Origin of the sequence: Paenibacillus sp. Root444D2 (assembly GCF_001426375.1) — a bacterium.
In the GTDB taxonomy this organism is placed as follows: Bacteria; Bacillota; Bacilli; order Paenibacillales; family NBRC-103111; genus Paenibacillus_E.
On record NZ_LMEO01000012.1, the window covers coordinates 1 to 20,442 of the forward strand.

16 protein-coding genes and 1 other annotated feature are annotated in these 20,442 nt (G+C 44.0%); of the genes, 4 read left to right on the top strand and 12 right to left on the bottom strand.

Features of this window, described 5'->3' with window-relative positions; genetic code table 11:
• Nucleotides 1–108: 108 nt before the first annotated feature.
• From ASD40_RS08705 to ASD40_RS08720, 4 genes are all read right to left on the bottom strand, one after another.
• On the bottom strand, nt 109–396 hold the full coding sequence (locus ASD40_RS08705; RefSeq protein ID WP_056833125.1) for a YlaN family protein: 288 nt from the start codon (nt 394–396) through the stop codon (nt 109–111).
• 124 nt (nt 397–520) lie between these two features.
• Nucleotides 521–769, bottom strand: coding sequence for an HPr family phosphocarrier protein (locus ASD40_RS08710; protein WP_029195595.1), 249 nt, complete (start codon nt 767–769; stop codon nt 521–523).
• 114 nt (nt 770–883) lie between these two features.
• The gene (locus ASD40_RS08715) at nt 884–1,393 is read right to left on the bottom strand and encodes a TVP38/TMEM64 family protein (protein WP_162251216.1); all 510 of its coding nucleotides are present in this window, start codon (nt 1,391–1,393) and stop codon (nt 884–886) included.
• Nucleotides 1,394–1,834: 441 nt separating this feature from the next.
• Entirely contained in the window at nt 1,835–3,823 is a 1,989-nt protein-coding gene (locus ASD40_RS08720) for a diguanylate cyclase (protein ID WP_057302932.1), read from the bottom strand.
• A gap of 352 nt (nt 3,824–4,175) precedes the next feature.
• Here ASD40_RS08720 and rpsD point away from each other — a divergent pair, with 352 nt between their 5' ends.
• Nucleotides 4,176–4,775 carry a 30S ribosomal protein S4 gene (rpsD, locus tag ASD40_RS08725; RefSeq protein WP_057302933.1) on the top strand — a complete coding sequence of 200 codons (600 nt, stop codon included), beginning with the start codon at nt 4,176–4,178 and terminating at the stop codon, nt 4,773–4,775.
• Nucleotides 4,776–4,821: 46 nt separating this feature from the next.
• On the opposite strand, the gene tyrS is transcribed toward rpsD, so the two are convergent.
• Nucleotides 4,822–6,081, bottom strand: a complete 1,260-nt coding sequence (gene tyrS / locus ASD40_RS08730) for a tyrosine--tRNA ligase (RefSeq protein WP_057302934.1) — start codon at nt 6,079–6,081, stop codon at nt 4,822–4,824.
• Nucleotides 6,082–6,132: 51 nt separating this feature from the next.
• Nucleotides 6,133–6,410: a binding site (T-box leader), on the bottom strand.
• A gap of 128 nt (nt 6,411–6,538) precedes the next feature.
• On the opposite strand from tyrS, the gene ASD40_RS08735 reads away from it, so the two are divergent.
• A complete protein-coding gene (locus tag ASD40_RS08735) occupies nt 6,539–9,685 on the top strand; it encodes a transglycosylase domain-containing protein (RefSeq protein WP_057302935.1) in 3,147 nt (1,048 codons plus the stop codon).
• A 118-nt stretch (nt 9,686–9,803) separates the two neighbouring features.
• Here ASD40_RS08735 and acsA read toward each other — a convergent pair whose 3' ends face one another.
• Nucleotides 9,804–11,528, bottom strand: coding sequence for an acetate--CoA ligase (acsA, locus tag ASD40_RS08740; protein WP_057302936.1), 1,725 nt, complete (start codon nt 11,526–11,528; stop codon nt 9,804–9,806).
• 223 nt (nt 11,529–11,751) lie between these two features.
• On the opposite strand from acsA, the gene ASD40_RS08745 reads away from it, so the two are divergent.
• Both ASD40_RS08745 and ASD40_RS08750 read left to right on the top strand, forming a co-directional pair.
• Nucleotides 11,752–12,390, top strand: coding sequence for a GNAT family N-acetyltransferase (locus ASD40_RS08745; protein WP_057302937.1), 639 nt, complete (start codon nt 11,752–11,754; stop codon nt 12,388–12,390).
• A 68-nt stretch (nt 12,391–12,458) separates the two neighbouring features.
• Entirely contained in the window at nt 12,459–13,643 is a 1,185-nt protein-coding gene (locus ASD40_RS08750) for an acetoin utilization protein AcuC (RefSeq protein ID WP_057302938.1), read from the top strand.
• Between the two features lie 56 nt (nt 13,644–13,699).
• On the opposite strand, the gene ASD40_RS08755 is transcribed toward ASD40_RS08750, so the two are convergent.
• From ASD40_RS08755 to ASD40_RS08780, 6 genes are all read right to left on the bottom strand, one after another.
• A complete protein-coding gene (locus ASD40_RS08755; protein ID WP_057302939.1) occupies nt 13,700–14,401 on the bottom strand; it encodes a 5'-methylthioadenosine/adenosylhomocysteine nucleosidase in 702 nt (233 codons plus the stop codon).
• 88 nt (nt 14,402–14,489) lie between these two features.
• A complete protein-coding gene (ccpA, locus tag ASD40_RS08760; protein WP_057302940.1) occupies nt 14,490–15,494 on the bottom strand; it encodes a catabolite control protein A in 1,005 nt (334 codons plus the stop codon).
• A 180-nt stretch (nt 15,495–15,674) separates the two neighbouring features.
• Complete coding sequence (locus tag ASD40_RS08765; RefSeq protein ID WP_029195585.1) at nt 15,675–16,082, bottom strand: hypothetical protein; 408 nt, start codon at nt 16,080–16,082, stop codon at nt 15,675–15,677.
• Between the two features lie 124 nt (nt 16,083–16,206).
• Entirely contained in the window at nt 16,207–16,749 is a 543-nt protein-coding gene (locus ASD40_RS08770) for a type 1 glutamine amidotransferase domain-containing protein (RefSeq protein WP_057302941.1), read from the bottom strand.
• A 1-nt stretch (nt 16,750) separates the two neighbouring features.
• The gene (gene ptsP / locus ASD40_RS08775) at nt 16,751–18,490 is read right to left on the bottom strand and encodes a phosphoenolpyruvate--protein phosphotransferase (RefSeq protein ID WP_057302942.1); all 1,740 of its coding nucleotides are present in this window, start codon (nt 18,488–18,490) and stop codon (nt 16,751–16,753) included.
• Entirely contained in the window at nt 18,487–20,376 is a 1,890-nt protein-coding gene (locus tag ASD40_RS08780) for a glucose PTS transporter subunit IIA (protein ID WP_057302943.1), read from the bottom strand. Before ASD40_RS08780 ends, ptsP begins: the two co-directional genes overlap by 4 nt.
• Nucleotides 20,377–20,442: the final 66 nt, after the last annotated feature.

Genomic DNA, 20,442 nt, shown 5'->3' on the forward strand with positions numbered 1-20,442 from the left:
CTCCACTTTTCCTTTTCTTCCAGTATACAACAAACCCAGTGCCTATGCGCCACTGGGTCTATTTTTACAGATTCTGTATTCGTTTTGCAGTGCTCTCATTGTGAAGGGTTACTTTTTGTTATTCAACGCTTCATATAGCTGCGCAAGGTTACGTTCAAGCTTGCTGAGAATTTGTTTACCAGGCATTTCGGAAATAAGTCCCGCTCGAATGGCAAAATCAATTTCTCTAGAAAGTCCGTACATTTGCGTATCTAAAACTTCTTCATACAGCGGACATTGACGCGTTGTCAAATTCTCCATTTGTACTTCGATTAGTTTTTCGATTTTATCTGCATCTTCTTGGAGAAGATTAAGCGCTTTTTGATTCATGTCCAGCAATAGATCAGATGAAGACATTCCCAACTTCCCCCTATACGCATAGTCATCCGTCCTTATATGATCTATATTAAGCGAAATTGGATCAATATACAAGAGAAGGTACCCTCAGAGATTCTGAGAGTACCTTCTTTAAGTATGAACTCTATTCTTGAACAACGTTTACGCCCAAATTGTGCTTAGCAAATACTTCAGCCATAGCGACTTTCGCTTCTTCGGCATCCGGCCCATGAACATGGAGATCATAGTTGCTGGAGCTAAGCAATGTAGTAAACAAACCTAAAATACTTTTTACATCGATGTACTTATTATCATATTGGAGAACGATTGACGATCTGAATTTATTAGCTGTTTGTGAAATTTCAACAATTGCGGCATTATTAGCACTTGGCATATTTCATTCCTCCATTTATTCGCATCTGAATTGGTCGCCTTGCTCCCTATATGATAACTTGGAAAGGTTACTTAACGCAACTAAAAATTTCCTTCATTCTCCAAGTGAAGCGCTTTACTTCGTCTTTGCTGCAATGGCTTTCTTCACACCGTTCCCCAGTAGAATTAAAACAACAAAAATACCGAGCAACAAAAGCAGTCTTCCCTTATACTTCTGGAAATGAAATAAATCATGCGCAATCATCGATTCCAGAAATACGATTGGCAGTTTGCCCATCAAGGTACCCCATAGAAAATAAGTAAACCGCATTCGAGTTAGCCCCGCACCAAAATTAATCGCCGACGAAGGTAAAATTGGAATCAATCTGCCTAGAAGGACATATAGGAATCCACGCTTCTCCATCCGCTTGCTAAACTGCGTCACTAACGGGAATCGCTCGAGCTTTTTCTCTACCCATGCATGTCCATAATAACGAGCAAAATAAAAAGAAGCAACGGCTCCCAAACAAGACATTATGTAATTAACAAGAAACCCTATTTTAATACCGAAAATAGCAACATTCGTACCTGCTACTACAACAAACGGAATAAACGGAAAGAACGTTTGAAAAAAAATTAAAGCCATTCCGATGATTTTACCGGGCCAACCTAAGTCCCTTAAATGTTCAGATAGCTGTCGCATATTACTGTGAGTAAGTTTAATGCCTGTAGGGTTATAAAATAAAAAGGCAATTAGGGCAACGAGCAAAATACAAATAAAAAAAACTAACAAAATGTGTTTTCTATTTCTGTTTAACACCGACAAATTTCGACCATCCTTCCCTTAGACCAAACCATTGTAACATTTTACAGAAGGTTCAGGAAGAGAAAATTAAGGAGTTATCTAGTTATACAACAGTGAAGAACCCTATCCTATTTCTATCCGTCACATAGTTTACCCTACCTACGGAAATTTATTAGATTTGATAACCTTTTTTCGACATGATTTGCAGGTTGGATAGCCATGTTCTTGATGTAAACGTGTTAGAATGAAGCAAAAGCACCTGTCCTTAGACAAGTGCTTTTACTATCCGATTCGAATTTGGTTGCGACCATTATTTTTAGCTTGATAGAGAGCCATATCAGCACGATAGAACAGTGATTCTACACTAATCTTATCTTCTTCCCAATTCCAATCCGAAACACCACAGGAAACGGTTACTTGCGGATTAGTTTCCTCTAGAACACGAACACGAATACGTTCTGCGATTCGAATCGTTTGAGACTTGGCCACTTGGGGTAAATAGACCGCAAGCTCTTCCCCGCCCCACCTTGCTGCAATATCACTATCCCTAATACTAGTTTTAATAATTTGACTTACCTGGATCAAGATTTTATCGCCAACCTGATGACCGTAGGTATCATTAACCCGTTTGAAATTGTCTATATCAACAACAATGAGTGAGCCGCAGAAGTCCTTCTTTTGCATCGAGTTAGCCTGTTCATCCAAATAATGACGTACATATAGTCCTGTCAAATTGTCTGTAATAACCATTCGTTTTACTTCAGCATGCAGAGAAGCATTCGTCATGGCAAGACCAATATGCCCCGAAAGAACCTGCAGCAATTTGTAGTTATCATAGGAGAAGAAATTGGGCTTGCTATGCACGACTAGAATAACTCCCTCAACTTGTCCATTAACGAGAATCGGAGAACCAATAAGTGATCTGGAGTTGGTTAACTGCATCAGCTTTGACTGGATCTTGTCATTGCTCCAATAATCCGAAATAATAATCGGTTCTTTGGAAGTATAAACGACGCCAGAAAAGCCTTGATCTACGGTAAAGGTCTCATGAAACATCGCAGGCAAATTAGTCGCTTGTACGATTAAATTCTCACTATTTTTATCCGCTTGCAGAATACAACTGTAGTCCGCTCCGAAAATACTTAAAATCTCGCTAGATGCTGAGTTAAAGATTTCGTTTAAACGCAAGCTCTGATTTAACTGCTTGGTGATTTCATTAATAAGTCGAAGCTCGTTAATCATTAAATTGGATTGTTCATACAATTTAGCGTTTTCAAAAGCAGACCCAGCTGTATCAGCAAGCAAGGATATGAATTGCAAATCCGAAGCGTGAATCAAATCGCTCTTAGACGTCATGTATAAAACACCATAAACACCTTGTTTGCCTGATAATGGAGCTGCTATATGACCTGTACTTGGACCACTTTTCTCGGATGAAGGTTCAAATATCACATGCCCTTCCATAAAAGCGCGTGTTCGAATGTCATCCTCCGTACTTTGGAAATTCAAGGGCTTCACTGATAGATTCTTAGAGTCATTATCTTGTGAAAGCAATAAATCTACTTGCATATTGGGGTAAACGCTATGCATGCACTCAATGACTTCGGTCAACACCGAATCGACATCGATTTTGGCATGCAGCTTCTTAGAAGCCTCAAATAAAATATCATGCTTCTTAAACTCAAGTTCCCTATTTAGATGCTGCATAAACAAATGGTCGTATTTACGACGATCCTCTACGCTCTGCACACTGCCTTGTAAGGAAAGGGAAAGTATATAAAATAATTGTGTAAGTTCGTCTGCTTCTTCAAGTGTATGGGAAAATAGTCCCAAGTATAAAATTGGAATCCCTTGTGGATCTAGGACTGGAATCGAAGCAGCCAAAACGGACTTCAGTTCTTTTGCACTCATAACTTCGCTAGTCATTATATGCATTTTGGGATTCTCAGCACATCGTGCCAACGGATTGTCATTGCGTTCAGCATAGCTCCATGATGCTCCTACCTGCAGCAATTCATCAGTCAGAAGTGTACCATGGGAGCAAGCCTTAACCACTTTCAGATCCGTATCCACGCATAGCAGTGCGGTTTGAGGCGGTAGCATCGCTTGCCCGAATTGGTGATTCCACTCATCAAAAGCATCTAGCACTACATGATGACAATTGGATTCCCAATAGGAAAAGTTGCTAGAAAGAACAAGTCCTTGCCGAAGAAACTCTTCGAAGTGTTCTGCACGACTATGTTGTTTCATACTACGAAGTGATTCACTCATAGGCTCTCCTTCACCAACAAACTGTAGTACTATTGAACCAGGCTAAATCTTACCTCATATATCATACTATTTTTCCATGCTTATTGCACGATATTTTAGAATCACTTTAAAGGATTGAGACTTGACACATGCCCCTGTTTTTAATAAAATTAGAAGTCGAGTAACAACATGATTTCGGTGAATGCCATTTGTGATCACCCTCACTGCTTTTGCTCCTGCCAAGACAGCGGCTGAACTACTCTTGTCAGGGAATCACAATATGATTCGTAAGCAAAACCAGGCACTTGTCTTCACCCTGACATCTAGATGCTATCTACTAAACTAATTGTTGAAAAGAAGGAGTTTTTCCTAAATGTCACGTTATACAGGACCTAAATTTAAATTAAGCCGTCGTGTTGGTATTTCTTTGAGTGGTAACGGTAAAGACTTGAAACGCCCATTCCCTCCAGGTCAGCATGGCCCAGGACAACGTAAAAAAATGAGCGGCTATGGCGTTCAATTAAATGAAAAACAAAAGCTTCGTCACATGTACGGTTTGAACGAGAAACAATTCCGCAACTTGTTCGATAAAGCTTCCAAACTTAAAGGTATTTCCGGTGAGAACTTCATGATCTTGCTTGAAAGCCGTTTGGACAATCTGGTTTACCGTCTTGGTCTTTCCAACTCCCGCGCAGGCGCGCGTCAACTAGTTGCTCACGGTCACGTAACTGTGAACGGCAAAAAAGTAGATATCGCTTCTTACATCGTATCTACGGGTGACGTTATTGCTCTTCGTGAAAGAAGCAAAGGTCTTTCCGCAGTGAAAGAAGCTCTAGCTAACCGTAACTACCTGCCAACTTACCTTGAGTTCAACGACGCAAGCGTAGAAGGCAAGTACATTCGTTTGCCAGAACGTTCTGAGCTTCCACAAGAAATTGACGAGAAACAAATCGTCGAGTTCTACAGCCGTTAATAAAAGCAAGCCCCTCAGGGATTTCCCTGAGGGGCTTATTTTTTTGTTAAGCAAACTGTACAAGGTAGTAATTCTTTTTACCGCGGCGAATAATGATGTAAGACTCTCCGAGCCTACCCAAATCTCTGGTAACTGCATCGAATTGCGTTACTTTAACGCCATTGACCGTGACAGCTCCGCTCTCAATATCTTGACGCGCTTGACGTTTGGATGGTGCCGCTCCTACAGAAATCAGCAAATCAACCAACGCAATGTCGTCTTGATCTATGGTTGCAGATGGGACATCCTTAAACGCTTCTTCAATCTCCGTACGAGAAAGCTCCTGAATATTGCCACTGAATAAAGCTGTTGTAATGTTAAGAGCACTTTCTAACGCTTCTACACCGTGTACAAGCTTCGTAACTTCGCGAGCAAGTAATTTCTGAGCCTCTCTCTTCTCTGGCTGAGCCTGTACTTCTTCCTCAAGACGTTGGATTTCCTCATGAGAAACGAAAGTAAAATACTTTAGGAAACGGATGACATCATTGTCGGCTGTGCCCAACCAGAATTGGTAGAACTGGTAAGGAGATGTTTTGCTAGCATCCAACCAAATTGCTCCGCCCTCTGTCTTTCCGAACTTTTGACCATCACTCTTTGTCACAAGCGGCAAGGTTACCCCGTAAGCACGTTTATCTGAGGATTTACCGATAAGCTCAAGACCAGCCGTAATATTACCCCATTGGTCACTTCCGCCAATTTGCACAGAGCAATTTTTCGTTTCATTGAGCTTCAGGAAATCGTAAGATTGCAGGATCATATAGCTGAACTCTGTGAAAGAAATCCCTTTGGAGATACGAGAATCAACAGAATCCTTTGCCAACATGTAATTGACAGTAAAGTTTTTGCCTACATCACGAAGAAATTCGATGACGTTCAGCGATCCAAGCCAATCGTAATTGTTGACAAGCTCTGCACTATTTTCAATTTCAGTGGAGAAGTCGAGAAAGCGTGATAACTGATTTTTGATGCTTTGCGACCAAGCCTCGACAACTTCAGGTCCGTTAAGTGTTCGCTCATTAGCTTTTCCGCTAGGATCACCAATTAGACCTGTTCCCCCGCCAACCAGTGCCAATGGAACATGACCTGCGAGCTGAAAGCGTCTCAGCGTAAGAATGGGCAGCAAGCTGCCGATATGCAAGCTGTCCGCAGTCGGGTCAAAGCCGCAATAAAGCGTAACACGCTCCTCGTTAAGCTTTTTGTCCAAGCCCTCTCGATCCGTGATTTGATGAAGCAGACCGCGAAACTCCAAATCCTTCAAAATATCCATGTTCATCCATCTCCTTTTTTCTTAAACATACAAAAAAAGCCTTCTTATCCACAAAGGGACGAGAAGACTTGACTCGCGGTACCACCCTAATTAAAACAGTAGTTACGTACATCTATAACAAGTGTTATGTGCACGGCTAGCTATTTTCACTCAAGAACCTTTAACGGGGTTTAATCGGCAAATACTACTTGTGCAGCCGAAGTTGCTGCAGGTTCCCATTCACTGCTCAAGACCGTAATTCACTAACCTGCAGGTACCGGTTCGCACCATCCACCGGCTCTCTGAAAGCATCCACAAGCTACCTACTGCTGATCTTTCAACGCATTTGATAAAAATTTATCACATGTTTCTAGGTGTTGTCAAACCATGTCGGCATCGTTTCTTCGCTTCATCATTACCGCAAAAGGTGCAGTTATGGTATACTATTAGGGTTCATGTAAGGAGGATATTGGAACTTATGCGCAATTTTTTCGCTAAATGGAATCGCCCTTGGGTGAGGACTACATTCAAAGTAACTTGGATTACCTTAAAATGGACCATCATTAGTGCTTTCTTGGCGGGAATAGTCGGTGGATCCGCGGCATTTGGGTATGTAAGTGCCTTAGTCAAAAAAGATCCTGTACGCACCGAAGAATCCATACGCCAGCAGATGCAGGAAAATGCAGTCACAGGCTTTGCTTACTTCAATGACGATACCGTCATAGGGCAATTGCGAACTGAAGAAGACCGTCGTCTCGCTCAGCTAGATGACATTCCGCAACTTCTGTTAGACGCTGTCCTTGCCATCGAAGACAAAGACTTCTACAACCATCGCGGGATCGATATCCGCGGACTTTATCGCGCAGTAACACAGAAGCTGCTGAACGAAGAAGTTCAAACAGGCGGCAGTACGATTACGCAACAGCTTGCCAGACGTGTATTTCTTACACTAGACCGTGATGATGGCCGTAAAGCAAGAGAGCTGCTGCTCGCGCTGCGTATGGAACGCCTAATGTCCAAGGATGAAATTTTGCTCGCTTATTTGAACAAAATTCCTTATGGCAATGGCGCGACAGGCTATAATCTTTATGGAATTAAAGCAGCTGCCAAAGGCCTCTTCAACATCGACGACCTGGATAAGTTAAACGTTGCTCAAGCTGCTTACTTAGCAGGTCTGCCGCAGTCCCCATCGCAGTACTCCGCCTTCACGAGTAAGCCCGAATTTGATGAAGATGGTTTCAAAAAAGCGGTTACGCGTGAACAACTAGTACTCAAACGGATGCTGGAAGAAAAGAAAATTACGAATGAACAGTACCAAGAAGCCCTTAAATTTGATCTCAAAGCTTCCATGCCCCCTACGGCTCAGAAGGCTTATACGACTTATCCATACCTAATGATTGAAACAGAAAAGGAAGCAGCCGAAATTTTGTTGAAGATCCAGAAGCCTGATCTTGATCCTAAGAAAAATCAGGCCGCTTATAATGAAGCGTTAAAAGGCATACATACTCAGCTCTTACGTGGTGGTTATCAAATCTATACAACCATAGATAAGACAATTTATGATTCCATGCATGAAATATCGAGCAACGATAAAAACTTCGCCCCTACGGATGACAAAAAAGGCATGGAACAAGTTGGTGCCATCATGATCGATTCCAAATCCGGAGCTATTAAAGGGATGATTGAGGGCCGCAATTTCTTCGAAGAGCAGCTCAATCACGCCACACAAGCATTCAGACAGCCTGGATCAACCATGAAGCCAATTGCCGCCTATATACCAGCTTTAGAGAAAGGGGCCATTCAACCAGCTAGTATCGTAGATGATATCCCTATTATTCTAAAAGACGGTGTCAAAGGCTTTCATCTTCCAGAAAACTGGGATCACAAGTTTCATGGATTAATGACAGCAAGAAAAGCTCTAAACCAGTCTTACAACATCCCTGCCATCGATATATTTTTGAATAAAGTAGGCATTAATGACTCCTGGGATTTTGCAAAGAAACTCGGTATCACGTCCATTCAAAAAGAAGATTATTATGCGCAGACCGGTGTAATCGGCGGTTTAAGCAAAGGAACTTCGGTGAGGGAACTGACTGGTGCCTATGCTTCAATTCCGAATAAAGGCGTATTTAATGAAACCTTTATGATTCGCGAAATCAAGGATTCGAATGGCAAAACGATTTATACGCATGATCTCAAGCCTACGCCTGTCTACTCTCCGCAAAGTGCATATCTAATTACGGATATGATGAAAACGGTGATTAGCCAAGGTACAGCGACAGATTTAATGCAAAAATATAAATCATACGGCAAAATCGAGATTTCCGGTAAGACAGGATCTACGCAAGACGATGCCGATGCTTGGTTTATGGGATTCAGCCCGGACATCACGGTTGGCGTATGGATCGGCTATGATCAACCGATTAATAAATTATCATCGTCGACGAAATCATCGCAAATGCATCAAACATATCACGCCAAAGATATATGGGCACTTATAATGAACCGAACGATCGAACAAAAACCGGACCTATTCCCTACCAAAACATTCGCCAAACCGGATGGTATTGTCTCGGCAACCGTATCCAGTTTATCCGGCAAGCTGCCAAGCGAATTAACGTCTAAGTCTGATTTTCTAGTTACTGATCTTTTCAACAAGAAATATGTACCTACGGAAGTCGACAATGTGATGGTACGGATGAAAATCAGTTCATTTAACGGACTGAATTACATGGCGCAAGACAATACGCCAGCAGATTTCGTGCAAGAGAAAACCGTCATTAAAAGGCAAAAATCGATCAGTCAATTGCTCAAAGAAATCGAAGTAGCGATGAGTAAACTTCCTGAAAAAAGCCGTAAGCCTATCGATAATTATAAGCCTACAGATTATGACGATGATGCGCCATCCGAAGTTGACCCTCGAGTTGATGACGGTAAAGAGCCTGCAGCACCAACGAACGTTGTAACAACTAAGTCCGGTGACACGGCAACGATTGCCTTCCAGGCAAGTCCGAATCCGGATATCGTCGGCTATCGCATATATCGTTCCGATAACCGCGGCAAATTCCAGCTCATGGGCGGCAAAGTTGTCTTAGCAGGAGCTGAGACCAAATTTATTGATCAAATCCCTGGATCTAGCTTAATCGGTTATTATGTGACAGCAGTCGATGTGGCGGGGAAAGAATCGGTACCTAGCCGTTCCTCCTATACAGATGGTAGCTCGCTAGATTCATTGTTCGTACCTTCTGTCGATGGCAATCAAATTCCAGGAGCTACTAACCCTCCATCAGGTTCCAATGGTGGAATCGGTGAACCTATTGGAACCGACAAACCTAACAATGGAAGCACAAAGGACCTGCCTGCAGCACCAACCGGTATAAAAGCCAAAGCTGATGGCGCAGGTGTGATGTTAACCTGGAAAGCCAATGGGTCCAAGGATAAAGTAAAGCAGTATAATGTTTATTTTAGTGACAAAGAAAAAGGAACGTTTAAGAAGCTTGGTTCTGTTGATGAAGCAACCGAATTTCATTATTACGCAGCAGCTTACAACGGTTATTACAAAGTAACTGCTGTCAACGATGCGGGCGAATCTAAGCCATCAGCTGCTATCGCCTATAACAACTAAATCACTATTTAGAAAGACCCGGGTACCCGGGTCTTTTTTAATTTCAAAAAGCTTCTATGTACGCAATAAAAAACCTTCCTCACACCATAGATCTGGTGCAAAGAAGGCTTGAATCCCTTTAGTCTTCAATCGTCGATAAGTCGCCTGTCGGCAAATTGAGCTCCCAAGCTTTAAGAACACGGCGCATAATTTTGCCACTGCGTGTCTTAGGCAGCTTGTCTTTAAATTCAATTTCACGAGGAGCTGCATGGGCAGAAAGCCCTTCTTTAACAAATTTGGAGATGTCCGCTTTGAGCTCATCAGATGGTGTAAAGCCTTCACGCAGGGCGATAAACGCTTTAATGATCTCTCCACGCATCGGGTCAGGCTTACCAATAACCCCTGCCTCTGCAACCGCAGGATGCTCAACGAGCTTGCTCTCCACCTCGAAAGGACCTACCCTCTCGCCTGCTGTGTTAATCACATCATCCACACGGCCTTGGAACCAGAAGTACCCCTCTTCATCCTGATAGGCCGAGTCACCAGAAACGTACCATCCAGTCAAACGGAAATATTCTTCGTATTTAGATGGATTATTCCATATTTTACGCATCATCGAAGGCCACGGCGTTTTGATAGCTAGGTTCCCCATCCGATTAGGAGGCAGAATGTTCCCTGCATCATCAATAATAGCCGCTTCAACACCCGGAATTGGCCGGCCCATTGAACCAGGCTTAATTGTCATGGATGGATAGTTACAGATGAGTTGTCCACCTGTTTCTGTCATCCACCAAGTATCATGTATACGTTGGTTATAAACTTTTAGCCCCCAACGTACAACTTCGGGATTTAACGGTTCGCCTACGCTAAGTACGTGACGAAGCGAGGACAGATCAAACCCAGTAACAACATCATCACCGGCACCCATCAACATACGGAAGGCAGTTGGCGCACTGTACCAAACGGTTACTTTATATTTCTGAAGCGTATTATACCAATCTTGGGGACTGAAGCGTCCGCCGCGAATGACATTCGTTGCCCCATTTAACCATGGAGCAAAGATCCCATAGGAGGTTCCTGTTACCCAACCTGGATCAGCTGTACACCAATAAATATCGTCCTCTTTAAGATCTAATACAATTTTACCCGTATAATAATGTTGAACCATTGCGTTTTGAACGTGATAGACACCTTTTGGTTTACCCGTTGAACCAGACGTATAATGGATAATTAATCCATCCTCGCGATCCAGCCATTCAATGTCAAGCTCTGTTGAAGCGCTTTCCATCTCTTTGTAGAAATCAACTTGTCCTTCAGCTAGCTCCACATTTTCACCAACGAGAATGACATGCTTCAAATGCGGAAGTTCATTATAAGGAACACGAAATAATAAACTTGGTGTCGTAATAATGGCTACGGCTTCACTATCTTCCAAACGGTCTCTGACTGCTGTTTCCATGAAAGCCTCAAATAATGGCCCAACAACAGCACCAACTTTAAGGGTTCCGAGTAAGGAATAGTAAAGTTCCGGTGTACGTGGCATGAAAATAAAGACGCGCTCGCCTTTACCAACGCCAAGACCTCGAAGCACATTACCAAACTGATTAGATTTCGCTTTCATTTGTCCATAAGTGATTGCTTCTTCTCGCTGACTATCGCTGTAATAAAGTGCGATTTTATCCTTTTTGGATGAGCCAGCATGACGGTCAATCGCTTCATATGCCATGTTAACTTTACCTGTTTCATACCAGGAAAAGCTTTTCTCGATGTCTTTCCAGTCAAATGCCGCATGTGTTTCTTCATAATTGTTCATGTTAGGATTAGTGGATACAGCTTCAATGAGTTCAACTTTCATTTGATCCATGTACGTAAAACCCTCCTCACGTGGTAAACCGCTTTCATTTTACTGACGATTTCAAGCAAAATGTGATCGATTTTTGACATATTCTATTATATCATACTAGGAAATATTCGCCTACGTTAAAAATTCGTCTTTTAATTCAAACCAAAGTTTGGTATAAGAATACTATGACCTAACGGAAAAGGAAACGTTCATCATGCTTTTTTTCAAAAGGAGAGCTAAGGTTATGCAGCATATCAAAATATACCACTCACACAGCTTGCGCGCAGCTCCCAATCAACCTGAAATTATCTTAGAAGGCCCAGTTTCAGCAGAAACCTTGCAGGAGCTTATTATGCATACGAAATTAGATGCATTCCGCAGACCTAAGGAGCAGTTAGAAGCACTAATTGAAATCGCACAATTACCTGAAGGCCGTATCATCATTGCAAGAGACGGCTCAACCATTGTAGGCTATGTCACCTTTCACTATCCAGATGAGATTGAGCGTTGGTCACAGGGGCATATGCAGGACTTAATTGAACTGGGCGCCATAGAAGTTGCAGACGACTACCGATCCATTGGATTAGGGAAAAAGTTGATTCGACTCGCTTTCGAAGATGAGCAGATGGAGAATATCATCTGTTTCACGACGGAGTATTATTGGCATTGGGACTTGGAAACAAGCAAATTAACAGTCTGGGAATACCGTCAAATGATGGAGAAGCTAATGAAAAGCGTCGACATGATCTGGTTCGCTACGGACGACCCAGAAATCTGCTCACATCCAGCCAACTGTCTTATGGTAAGAATCGGCAAAAAGGTGCCGATCTCTTCCGTTGAACAGTTTGATCGCATTCGTTTTCAGCAGCGTTTCATGTATTAATTTCTAAGTAATCGCGGGATTTCTAGGGCTTCAAGCGAAATTGTTAGTCCATTCGGGGGAATAGGGATATGAACAAGAAGGCAAGTCCTGTCTTTATCTATGATGATCAAGAAATTCAATATAAATTTAATGAAAATCACCCGTTCAATCAAGATCGTCTTACGATGACGGTGGATCTGCTGCGAAAAGCCGGCGCGCTCCCTGATAGCGCGCTGTGTGCTCCTCGTTCCGCGATAGATAGCGAACTGCTGCGGGTTCATTCACCCGCTTACATCGAAGCAGTGAAAGCGCTTAGCTGTTCCGTGCCAGATGCCGCCTGGGTCCGAGAAGCAACGCGTTTCGGACTGGACACTGATGACACGCCTTACTTCGCCGGGATGCACGATACTACGGCGAAGGTCGTTGGCGGCTCCATCACCGCAGTCGAGCTGGTGATGTCGGGTAAGGCTCCGCACGCCCTTCACCTTGGCGGCGGATTGCACCACGCCCTGCAAAGCAAGGGCGCAGGCTTCTGCGTCTACAACGACGCGTCAGCGGCGATTGCGCACGCCAAAGAGATGTACGGCGCCAAGGTGCTGTACATCGACACAGATGTGCATCATGGAGATGGCGTGCAGTGGGGCTTCTACGCCGATCCTCAGGTATGCACACTTTCAATCCACGAGACGGGGAAATATTTATTCCCCGGCACGGGCGCCGTGAACGAACGAGGCGAAGGCGACGCGTTCGGCACGAACATTAACATGCCGGTGGAGCCCTACACCGAGGATGAGTCGTGGCTGGAGTGCTTCAGCGAGGTGCTCACCGAGACGATTCGAAGCTTCCAGCCAGACGTCATTATCTCGCAGCATGGGTGCGATGCCCATGCTTTCGACCCGCTCGCGCATGTCCATTGCTCCATGCGCGTGTACAAGGCTATGCCCGAGCTAATCCACTCCCTTGCGCACAAGTGGTGCGAAGGGCGCTGGATAGCGCTCGGGGGCGGCGGGTACGACATCTGGCGTGTCGTACCACGGGCTTGGAGCCTGCTCTGGCTCGTCATGAGCGAGCAGGCAATCCTAGATCAGCTGGAGGCGCAGCCACAGCTGAAGCTGCCTCAGGCGTGGCTAGACGCCTGGCAGAGCAAGAGCCCGGTCCAGCTGGTAGATACGTGGCTGGACCCTGTGGAGGCTTGGGCGCCAATTCCAAGGCGCCAAGCGATTGCCGAGAAGAACCGGCAAACGAAAGAACTCGCCATGATGTATTTGAAGTAAAAATAAAAGCTCAGAACCGCCATTTCGGCGAAATTCTGAGCTTTTTTTATTCTTGCTTATAGATGTTTCACGATATCCTCAACCATTTTATACGAATTCTCAGATGCCTGGACTGTAAACTCAGCAAAGTTAACATGAGCTGACCCATCTGCTTTATCAGACATCGATCGCAGCACGACATATGGAGTGGCATTCATCGAGCAAACTTGAGCAACCGAAGCCCCTTCCATTTCAACACACACGCCGCCAAGCTCATCATACAGGCTAGCAACAGCTTCCCTGCTTGCAATAAACTGGTCCCCAGAGAGTACTCTCCCCTTTTTAACCTTGCCTGCAAACAGTTTTTCACCCGAAGCTACAGCCAACTCAACAAGCTTGCTATCCGCTTCGAAGATGGATTTCGCTTCATAAGGGATGACGCCGCGAGGAAATCCAAGTGGTGTAACATCCATATCATGCTGCATGCATTCACTCGATATCACGAGATCCCCGATATTCAGCGCTGGATCTAATGCTCCCGCTACTCCTGTAAAAATAACGGCTTCGACACCGAAGTTATCAATTAAAATTTGGGTTGTCACCGCCGCATTCACTTTCCCTACACCTGTCCGGCACACGACAACTTGCTTGTCAAAATACGTACCTTCACGAAACGTAATGCCAGCTTTGATCGTTTCACGAACATCCGTCATATGCGAAACTAGAAGCTCTATTTCTTCATTCATCGCTCCGATTAGAGCAATTTTATTCCATGTCATTTCATTATCCTCTTTCCCTTATCAACATGAGAAAACCTCTACGGAGATCACTCCCAAAGGAATGACCTCGCTTAGAGGTTTGTTTTGATTAAGATTGTGTAACGGAATTGCGGTAAATAACTTCGTGCGGCAGGATAACCTGCATATGATCCGTTGACTCTTTATTCATCAACTTCGTTAGAAGACGCATCGACACGGCGCCGATATCATACATCGGTTGGGCTACTGTCGTTAAAGTCGGTCTAACCATGGAAGCCATGCGGATATTGTCCACACTAATGACGGCGATATCTTGCGGTACTCTGAGTCCATTGTCTTGAATCGTATGAATGGCACCAATCGCCATCTCGTCTGTAGCGGAGAAGATCGCTGTTGGTCGTGGTGAAAGCTCCAAGAAATAGTTCACAGCGTCTACACTTGACTCATAACGATAGTTCCCAATGCGAACATATTCATCACGCAGTGGAATACCTGCTTCATCCAATGCTTTTTTGTAACCTTGATAACGCGCAAATCCATTCGCTGGATCATGCAGCGTTCCGGATATCATCGCAATGTCACGATGACCGGCTTTAATAAGTACATTTACAGCATCGAAAGCAGCTTCCTCGTGATCGATATCAACGGATGCCATCGCTTGGTTCTCATCCTTCGTGCCGCATAAAACGACAGGTACGGAAGACGTACGGAATGCCTGTGTATGTTCCTCTGTTACTACGCCACCCATGAAGAGCAATCCATCAACCTGCTTCTCAAGCAAGGTGTTAATAACACGAATTTCTTTTTCTTTCTTCTTGTCCGCATTACACAAAATGATATTGTAATGGTACATATTGGCAATATCCTCAATCCCACGTGCTACTTCAGCAAAAATGGAATTGGAAATATCGGGAATGACAACACCAACTGTCGTTGTCTTCTTACTAGCTAAACCCCTCGCTACCGCATTAGGGCGGTAACCGAGCCGCTCAATGGCTTCAAAAACCTTCTTACGTGTTTGTGGCTTAACGTTAGGATTGTTGTTTACAACCCTAGAAACGGTTGCCATCGAAACTCCTGCTTCTCTTGCTACATCATAAATGGTTACGGTCACGGTTACTCTCTCCATTTTCAAAAGTATTCTGCGATCCTAGTATATTATCGTTATGATACGACAAATTAATCCATCTTGCAATGTATATTGAAAATGCTTTGAAAATAATTTCAATGTTTTTCAAAAGATGTACACATTATGTATAAAAGCCAACCCCCATTGGGATTGGCCACATACTGCTTATGTCGATATTGCACTCTGTGTGATTTGTGATAACCGCTTGCGAATTTCTTCGGTCCATGGTTCATCACCCAGCGATTGTGCCAGCAATAAGATGTCCAAAAGTTCATTGATTCGTTCTTCAACGATCTTTTCCATGGAATCATTCATATGCTCTTTTTCAGTCACCTTCAGCAGCAGAAAAGCAACTTCCGAAAGTTCATGAAAAAAGAGCTGCTGCTTCTCAGGCTTACTCCCCAGCCTACCGATTAAACCGGTAAGTTCGGGTTTGACATGAGGAACAACTTCACTGCGACCACATGCTTCACATGAGTAAATAGGCACATTTTCAATGTCGACTTTGTTCTGATAAATAACCGTACGAAGACGAAGGTTCATCGTGCGTCCGCACTTACAATACTTTTGCATTCTAACACTCCTTCACTGGCGGGCGGCATGTACATGAGTTGCTTGTACTATGATATTCTACGATTTTAATCGATTTCCTGCCGAATGAAGAGTAGTAGTTTTTGCCACCTATGGTAGTTGAATGTTACTTTTCCTGTTGTTTATTAAATTGAATAAGCTCATCCACAAAACGCTTGGAAAATGCAGGAAGATCTGGCGGGCGACGCCCCGAAATGATGTTGCGATCGACAACTACTTCTTCGTCCAACCAAGTTGCTCCCGCATTTTCAAGATCATCTCGAATGCCTGGCGTAGACGTCATCGTGTACCCCTTTACGATTTTCGCCGAAATCAGTACCCAACCTGCATGACAGATTTGAGCAATCGGTTTAACTGCCGCGTGAAACTCCTGCGTTAGACGAATCACGTCCGGATAACGACGAAGCTTATCAGGCGCCCATCCTCCTGGAACATAAAGGCCGATGTAATCGGAAGACTTTACTTCATCGAAGGCATAGTTTGTCGTAATGGGTACGCCATATTTACCGTGATACACTGTTTTTGCCTTTGGACCGACAATATCCACAACGACCCCGGATTCACGCAACCGTAGAACGGGATACCACATTTCCAAGTCTTCAAATTCTTCATCAACAAATGCTAATACTTTCGTTCCTGTCAATTCCATGCTAATTTCCTCCTACAATGGATTCAGTTTGTTCGGTTTGAGCAAGCAGTTCTATGATTTCATCACTTGTTTTGCAAACTAAAATTTCATTGACTAGCTGTTTGCATTTCCTAGCGTCACTGCTTAGTAAACGGTGTTTCACTTGTAATAGTGTCTGCACCGAAATACTTAGTTCTTCTATTCCCAATCCCAGCCATATCGGAAGCGCTCGGATGTCACCCGCCATTTCACCACAAACGCCTACGGGAATTCCTACACTTTTGGCCGAGTCGATCACATGTTTGAGAAGCCTAATAACTGCCGGATGATAGGGATTATATAAATGCGCGATGTTTTCATTCATCCTGTCAACAGCTAAAACATATTGAACAAGATCGTTCGTTCCAATGCTCATAAAATTCACTTCACTTGCAAGGACATCCGCGATGAGAGCTGCGGCGGGTACTTCAATCGTTAATCCAACTTCGATATTTGCATTATATGGCAAGCCTTGTGCTTGTAATTCGGCCTTGGCCTTCTCGAGCAGAGCTTTAGCCTGACGCACCTCATCCAAGGAAGTAACCATAGGATACATAATTTTCACATTACCGTAGTGGCTGGCCCTTAGAATCGCTCTAAGCTGTGTCATAAATAGGTCTTTACGGTCCAGCGAGATACGAATCGCCCGATACCCCAGAAATGGATTATCTTCTTTTGCAAGCGGCAAATAATCGAGCTTTTTATCTCCGCCAATATCGAGCGTTCGGATTACAATGGGACGGCCTTTCAGCTGCCTGGCTGCATGACGATAAACTTCATACTGTTCGTCTTCGCTGGGCAGCGAATCGCGGTCCATGTAAAGATATTCCGTCCGGAACAAACCTACCCCAGAAGCCCCGTTACGTAAAACCTGATCGATCTCCAACACGGAATTGATATTGGCATGTAAATTCACATAGCTCTTGTCCAACGTTACCGGGGCAACGTCAGCTATCTCTTGCAAGCTTTCTTTGAACTCGAGCCAATTCTTTTTGCGCGCTTGATACCGCTCAATTGTTATTTTATCAGGATTGATGTATAAGGTACCCTCTTGTCCATCGATAATTAGAAAATCGCCATTTTGAATGGGGCGCAGAAGCTTCCCTTCCAAACCAAGCACATACGGTACGGACATTGCTCTTGCCATAATGGATACGTGCGAATGCGTGCCACCGAGAATCGTTAACAGACCAAGCACATTAGCCGGCTCCAAATGAGCCAATTGAGATGGCGTTAGCTCTTTGGCGACCAATATGTAAGGATGATCGATCGGTGGTACCGTTGAGCTTGTATCGCCAAGCAAGTGCTTCAGAAGCCGGTTTCCGACATCTTTAATATCAAGCGCTCGTTCCTTCATATATTCGTCGTCAATGAGATTAAACATATCGACAAATTTATCGATAACTTCTTTTACAGCAACTTCTGCCGCCTTGTACTGCAGCTCAATAATCCCTTGAATTTCGTTCATAAAAATGGGATCTTCCAAAATCGCCAAATGTGCATCAAAAATATAGGCTTGATCTTGTCCAACAACATCCTTAATCTCTTGCTTAATGATCTCAAGCTCGTCTTTGGAAGATCGAATACCATCATACAAACGTTCAAATTCATATGACAAATCGGTGACATCAATCATTTTCTCAGGAAAATCCCACTCCCAGGTAGGTATGACAAAAGCCTGACCCATCGCAATCCCTGAAGACGCTCCTATTCCTCTGATCATCCATTCGTCCCCCCCGTTTGTTTAGTAGGCTTTAGGACAACCGACATCACAGAACCTTGGCCTTTTTTGACAGCTTTAAATGGAGCAAAGCTCCAAGATTTAACAAGATCGGGATTCGTAATAATCATCGGTGTCGCCATCGATGAGGCGAATTTTTTGACTTTATTATAGTTAAACTTAACAAGCAGTTGCCCCGGTTCCACGTGATCTCCTTCTTTTACAACCGCGTTAAAACATTTGCCCGGCAAACTAGACGTATCAATGCCAATGTGCAGCAGGACCTCCAAACCTTCCTCGGTCAAGATGCCAAGGGCATGCATGGTCGGATAAATGTGCATAATGGTCCCCGCAACAGGAGAAACCAGTTCTCCCTTCTCGGGAATAAAAGCAACGCCGTTTCCTACCAAACGCGAAGCAAAGATACGATCTGGCACTTCTTCAATCGGGATCATGCGTCCTTGCATTGGTGAAGTAAATAACACGACATGAATATCCTTGCGCAATACTTTCATAATCTCTTCACGAATTAGCTCTGAGAATGTTCCGAACACGACCTGAACATTGCCTCCTCCAAGACGGATGACGCCTGCTGCTCCTAAGTGTCGTAATGCCGTGATGTCCATCAAACGATCATTGACAAGTGTAAGACGCAATCTGGTAATGCAGGCTTCAATCTTCTTAATATTGTCTTTCCCACCGAGTGCTTGCAAAATAAGTGGAGATCGATATGGAATATCGCCAGCCCACTCTTCGAGTGAGGAGCCTTCTTCTCTACCAGGCGTAGGAATCTGAAACCGCCGTATAGCCCAGCGGAACAAGAAATAATAGAGAAGTCCATAGACGATACCGATCGGTATGAGCAATAAACCGTTATGCGATAGGTGCAAATTAATGACATAGTCGATGGCCCCGGCTGAATAAGAAAAACCGTGTTGAATATTTAATTCATAAGCCAACCACATGGCCGCTCCAGACAAAATCGCATGAATAACAAATAAATACGGAGCTACAAAGAGAAAGGCAAATTCAATAGGCTCAGTAACGCCGGTTAAAAAAGAAGCTAGCGCTGCCGTCAAGAATGTCGCTTTAATCTTCGGCTTCAAATCTTCCCGCGCTTCCCCAATTATCGCAAAAGCGATTGCTGGGAGGGCAAACATCATAATGGGATATAAGCCGGCCATATACATACCTGCTGTCGGATCTCCGGCAAAATACCTAGGTAAATCCCCATAAGCCATATGTCCCGTTGGCGTCTGATAAGCACCTACTTGAAACCAGAAAAAGTTATTCAAAATATGATGCAAACCCGACGGTACGAGAAGACGATGCGCGATACCATAGATAAAGGCACCTACACCGCCCAATCCAAGCAGCCAATTGGAGAGCTTGCCCATCCCCATTTCTAAGTAGGGGCCAATAGTGATCATAATATAAGACACTACAAGCGTGGACAGTCCCATAATAAGCGGAACTATGCGGGGGCCACCGAAAAATTGTATGTATTCCGGGAGCTTAATCTCTTTACAGCGATGGTAAATAATAGCAGCCAGTAATCCGATTAATATCCCACCTGGTACACCCAGTTGAAATTGAGTCCCCAGCTCATGTTCAATTAGTCTCGTGAACATAAAATAGCCCAGCATGGCTGATAAACCAGCAATCCCTGCGCTTTCTGTAAGACCAAGCGCCACACCAACAGCGAATATGATTGGAATATAATCGAAGACCGTATTCCCAGCCAACAGCAGCATATCCCCTAAGCTAGATGCGTGAATGACATCCCAAGGTAGATCCCCTAGACGAAGCAACACAGCAGCGATAGGAAGCGCAATGGTAGGCAGCATTAATGAGCGGCCAAGCTGTTGTAAGTTCCCCATCCAGTTCAAACGTATGCTACCTCCTAAAAGTTTTGCTTTAGCAAAACAGACATCGTAAGCATAAGCTTAGCGTTT

Coding starts and splice junctions, on each gene's coding strand:
- ASD40_RS08705 (WP_056833125.1), bottom strand. CDS start 396: ATGTCTTCATCTGATCTATTGCTGGACATGAATCAAAAAGCGCTTAAT.
- tyrS (WP_057302934.1), bottom strand. CDS start 6,081: ATGGATATTTTGAAGGATTTGGAGTTTCGCGGTCTGCTTCATCAAATC.
- ASD40_RS08755 (WP_057302939.1), bottom strand. CDS start 14,401: ATGACATGGAATAAAATTGCTCTAATCGGAGCGATGAATGAAGAAATA.
- ASD40_RS08715 (WP_162251216.1), bottom strand. CDS start 1,393: ATGGCTTTAATTTTTTTTCAAACGTTCTTTCCGTTTATTCCGTTTGTT.
- ASD40_RS08750 (WP_057302938.1), top strand. CDS start 12,459: ATGAACAAGAAGGCAAGTCCTGTCTTTATCTATGATGATCAAGAAATT.
- ASD40_RS08765 (WP_029195585.1), bottom strand. CDS start 16,082: ATGCAAAAGTATTGTAAGTGCGGACGCACGATGAACCTTCGTCTTCGT.
- ptsP (WP_057302942.1), bottom strand. CDS start 18,490: ATGATCAGAGGAATAGGAGCGTCTTCAGGGATTGCGATGGGTCAGGCT.
- ASD40_RS08720 (WP_057302932.1), bottom strand. CDS start 3,823: ATGAGTGAATCACTTCGTAGTATGAAACAACATAGTCGTGCAGAACAC.
- ASD40_RS08710 (WP_029195595.1), bottom strand. CDS start 769: ATGCCAAGTGCTAATAATGCCGCAATTGTTGAAATTTCACAAACAGCT.
- ASD40_RS08735 (WP_057302935.1), top strand. CDS start 6,539: ATGCGCAATTTTTTCGCTAAATGGAATCGCCCTTGGGTGAGGACTACA.
- ASD40_RS08770 (WP_057302941.1), bottom strand. CDS start 16,749: ATGGAATTGACAGGAACGAAAGTATTAGCATTTGTTGATGAAGAATTT.
- acsA (WP_057302936.1), bottom strand. CDS start 11,528: ATGGATCAAATGAAAGTTGAACTCATTGAAGCTGTATCCACTAATCCT.
- rpsD (WP_057302933.1), top strand. CDS start 4,176: ATGTCACGTTATACAGGACCTAAATTTAAATTAAGCCGTCGTGTTGGT.
- ASD40_RS08745 (WP_057302937.1), top strand. CDS start 11,752: ATGCAGCATATCAAAATATACCACTCACACAGCTTGCGCGCAGCTCCC.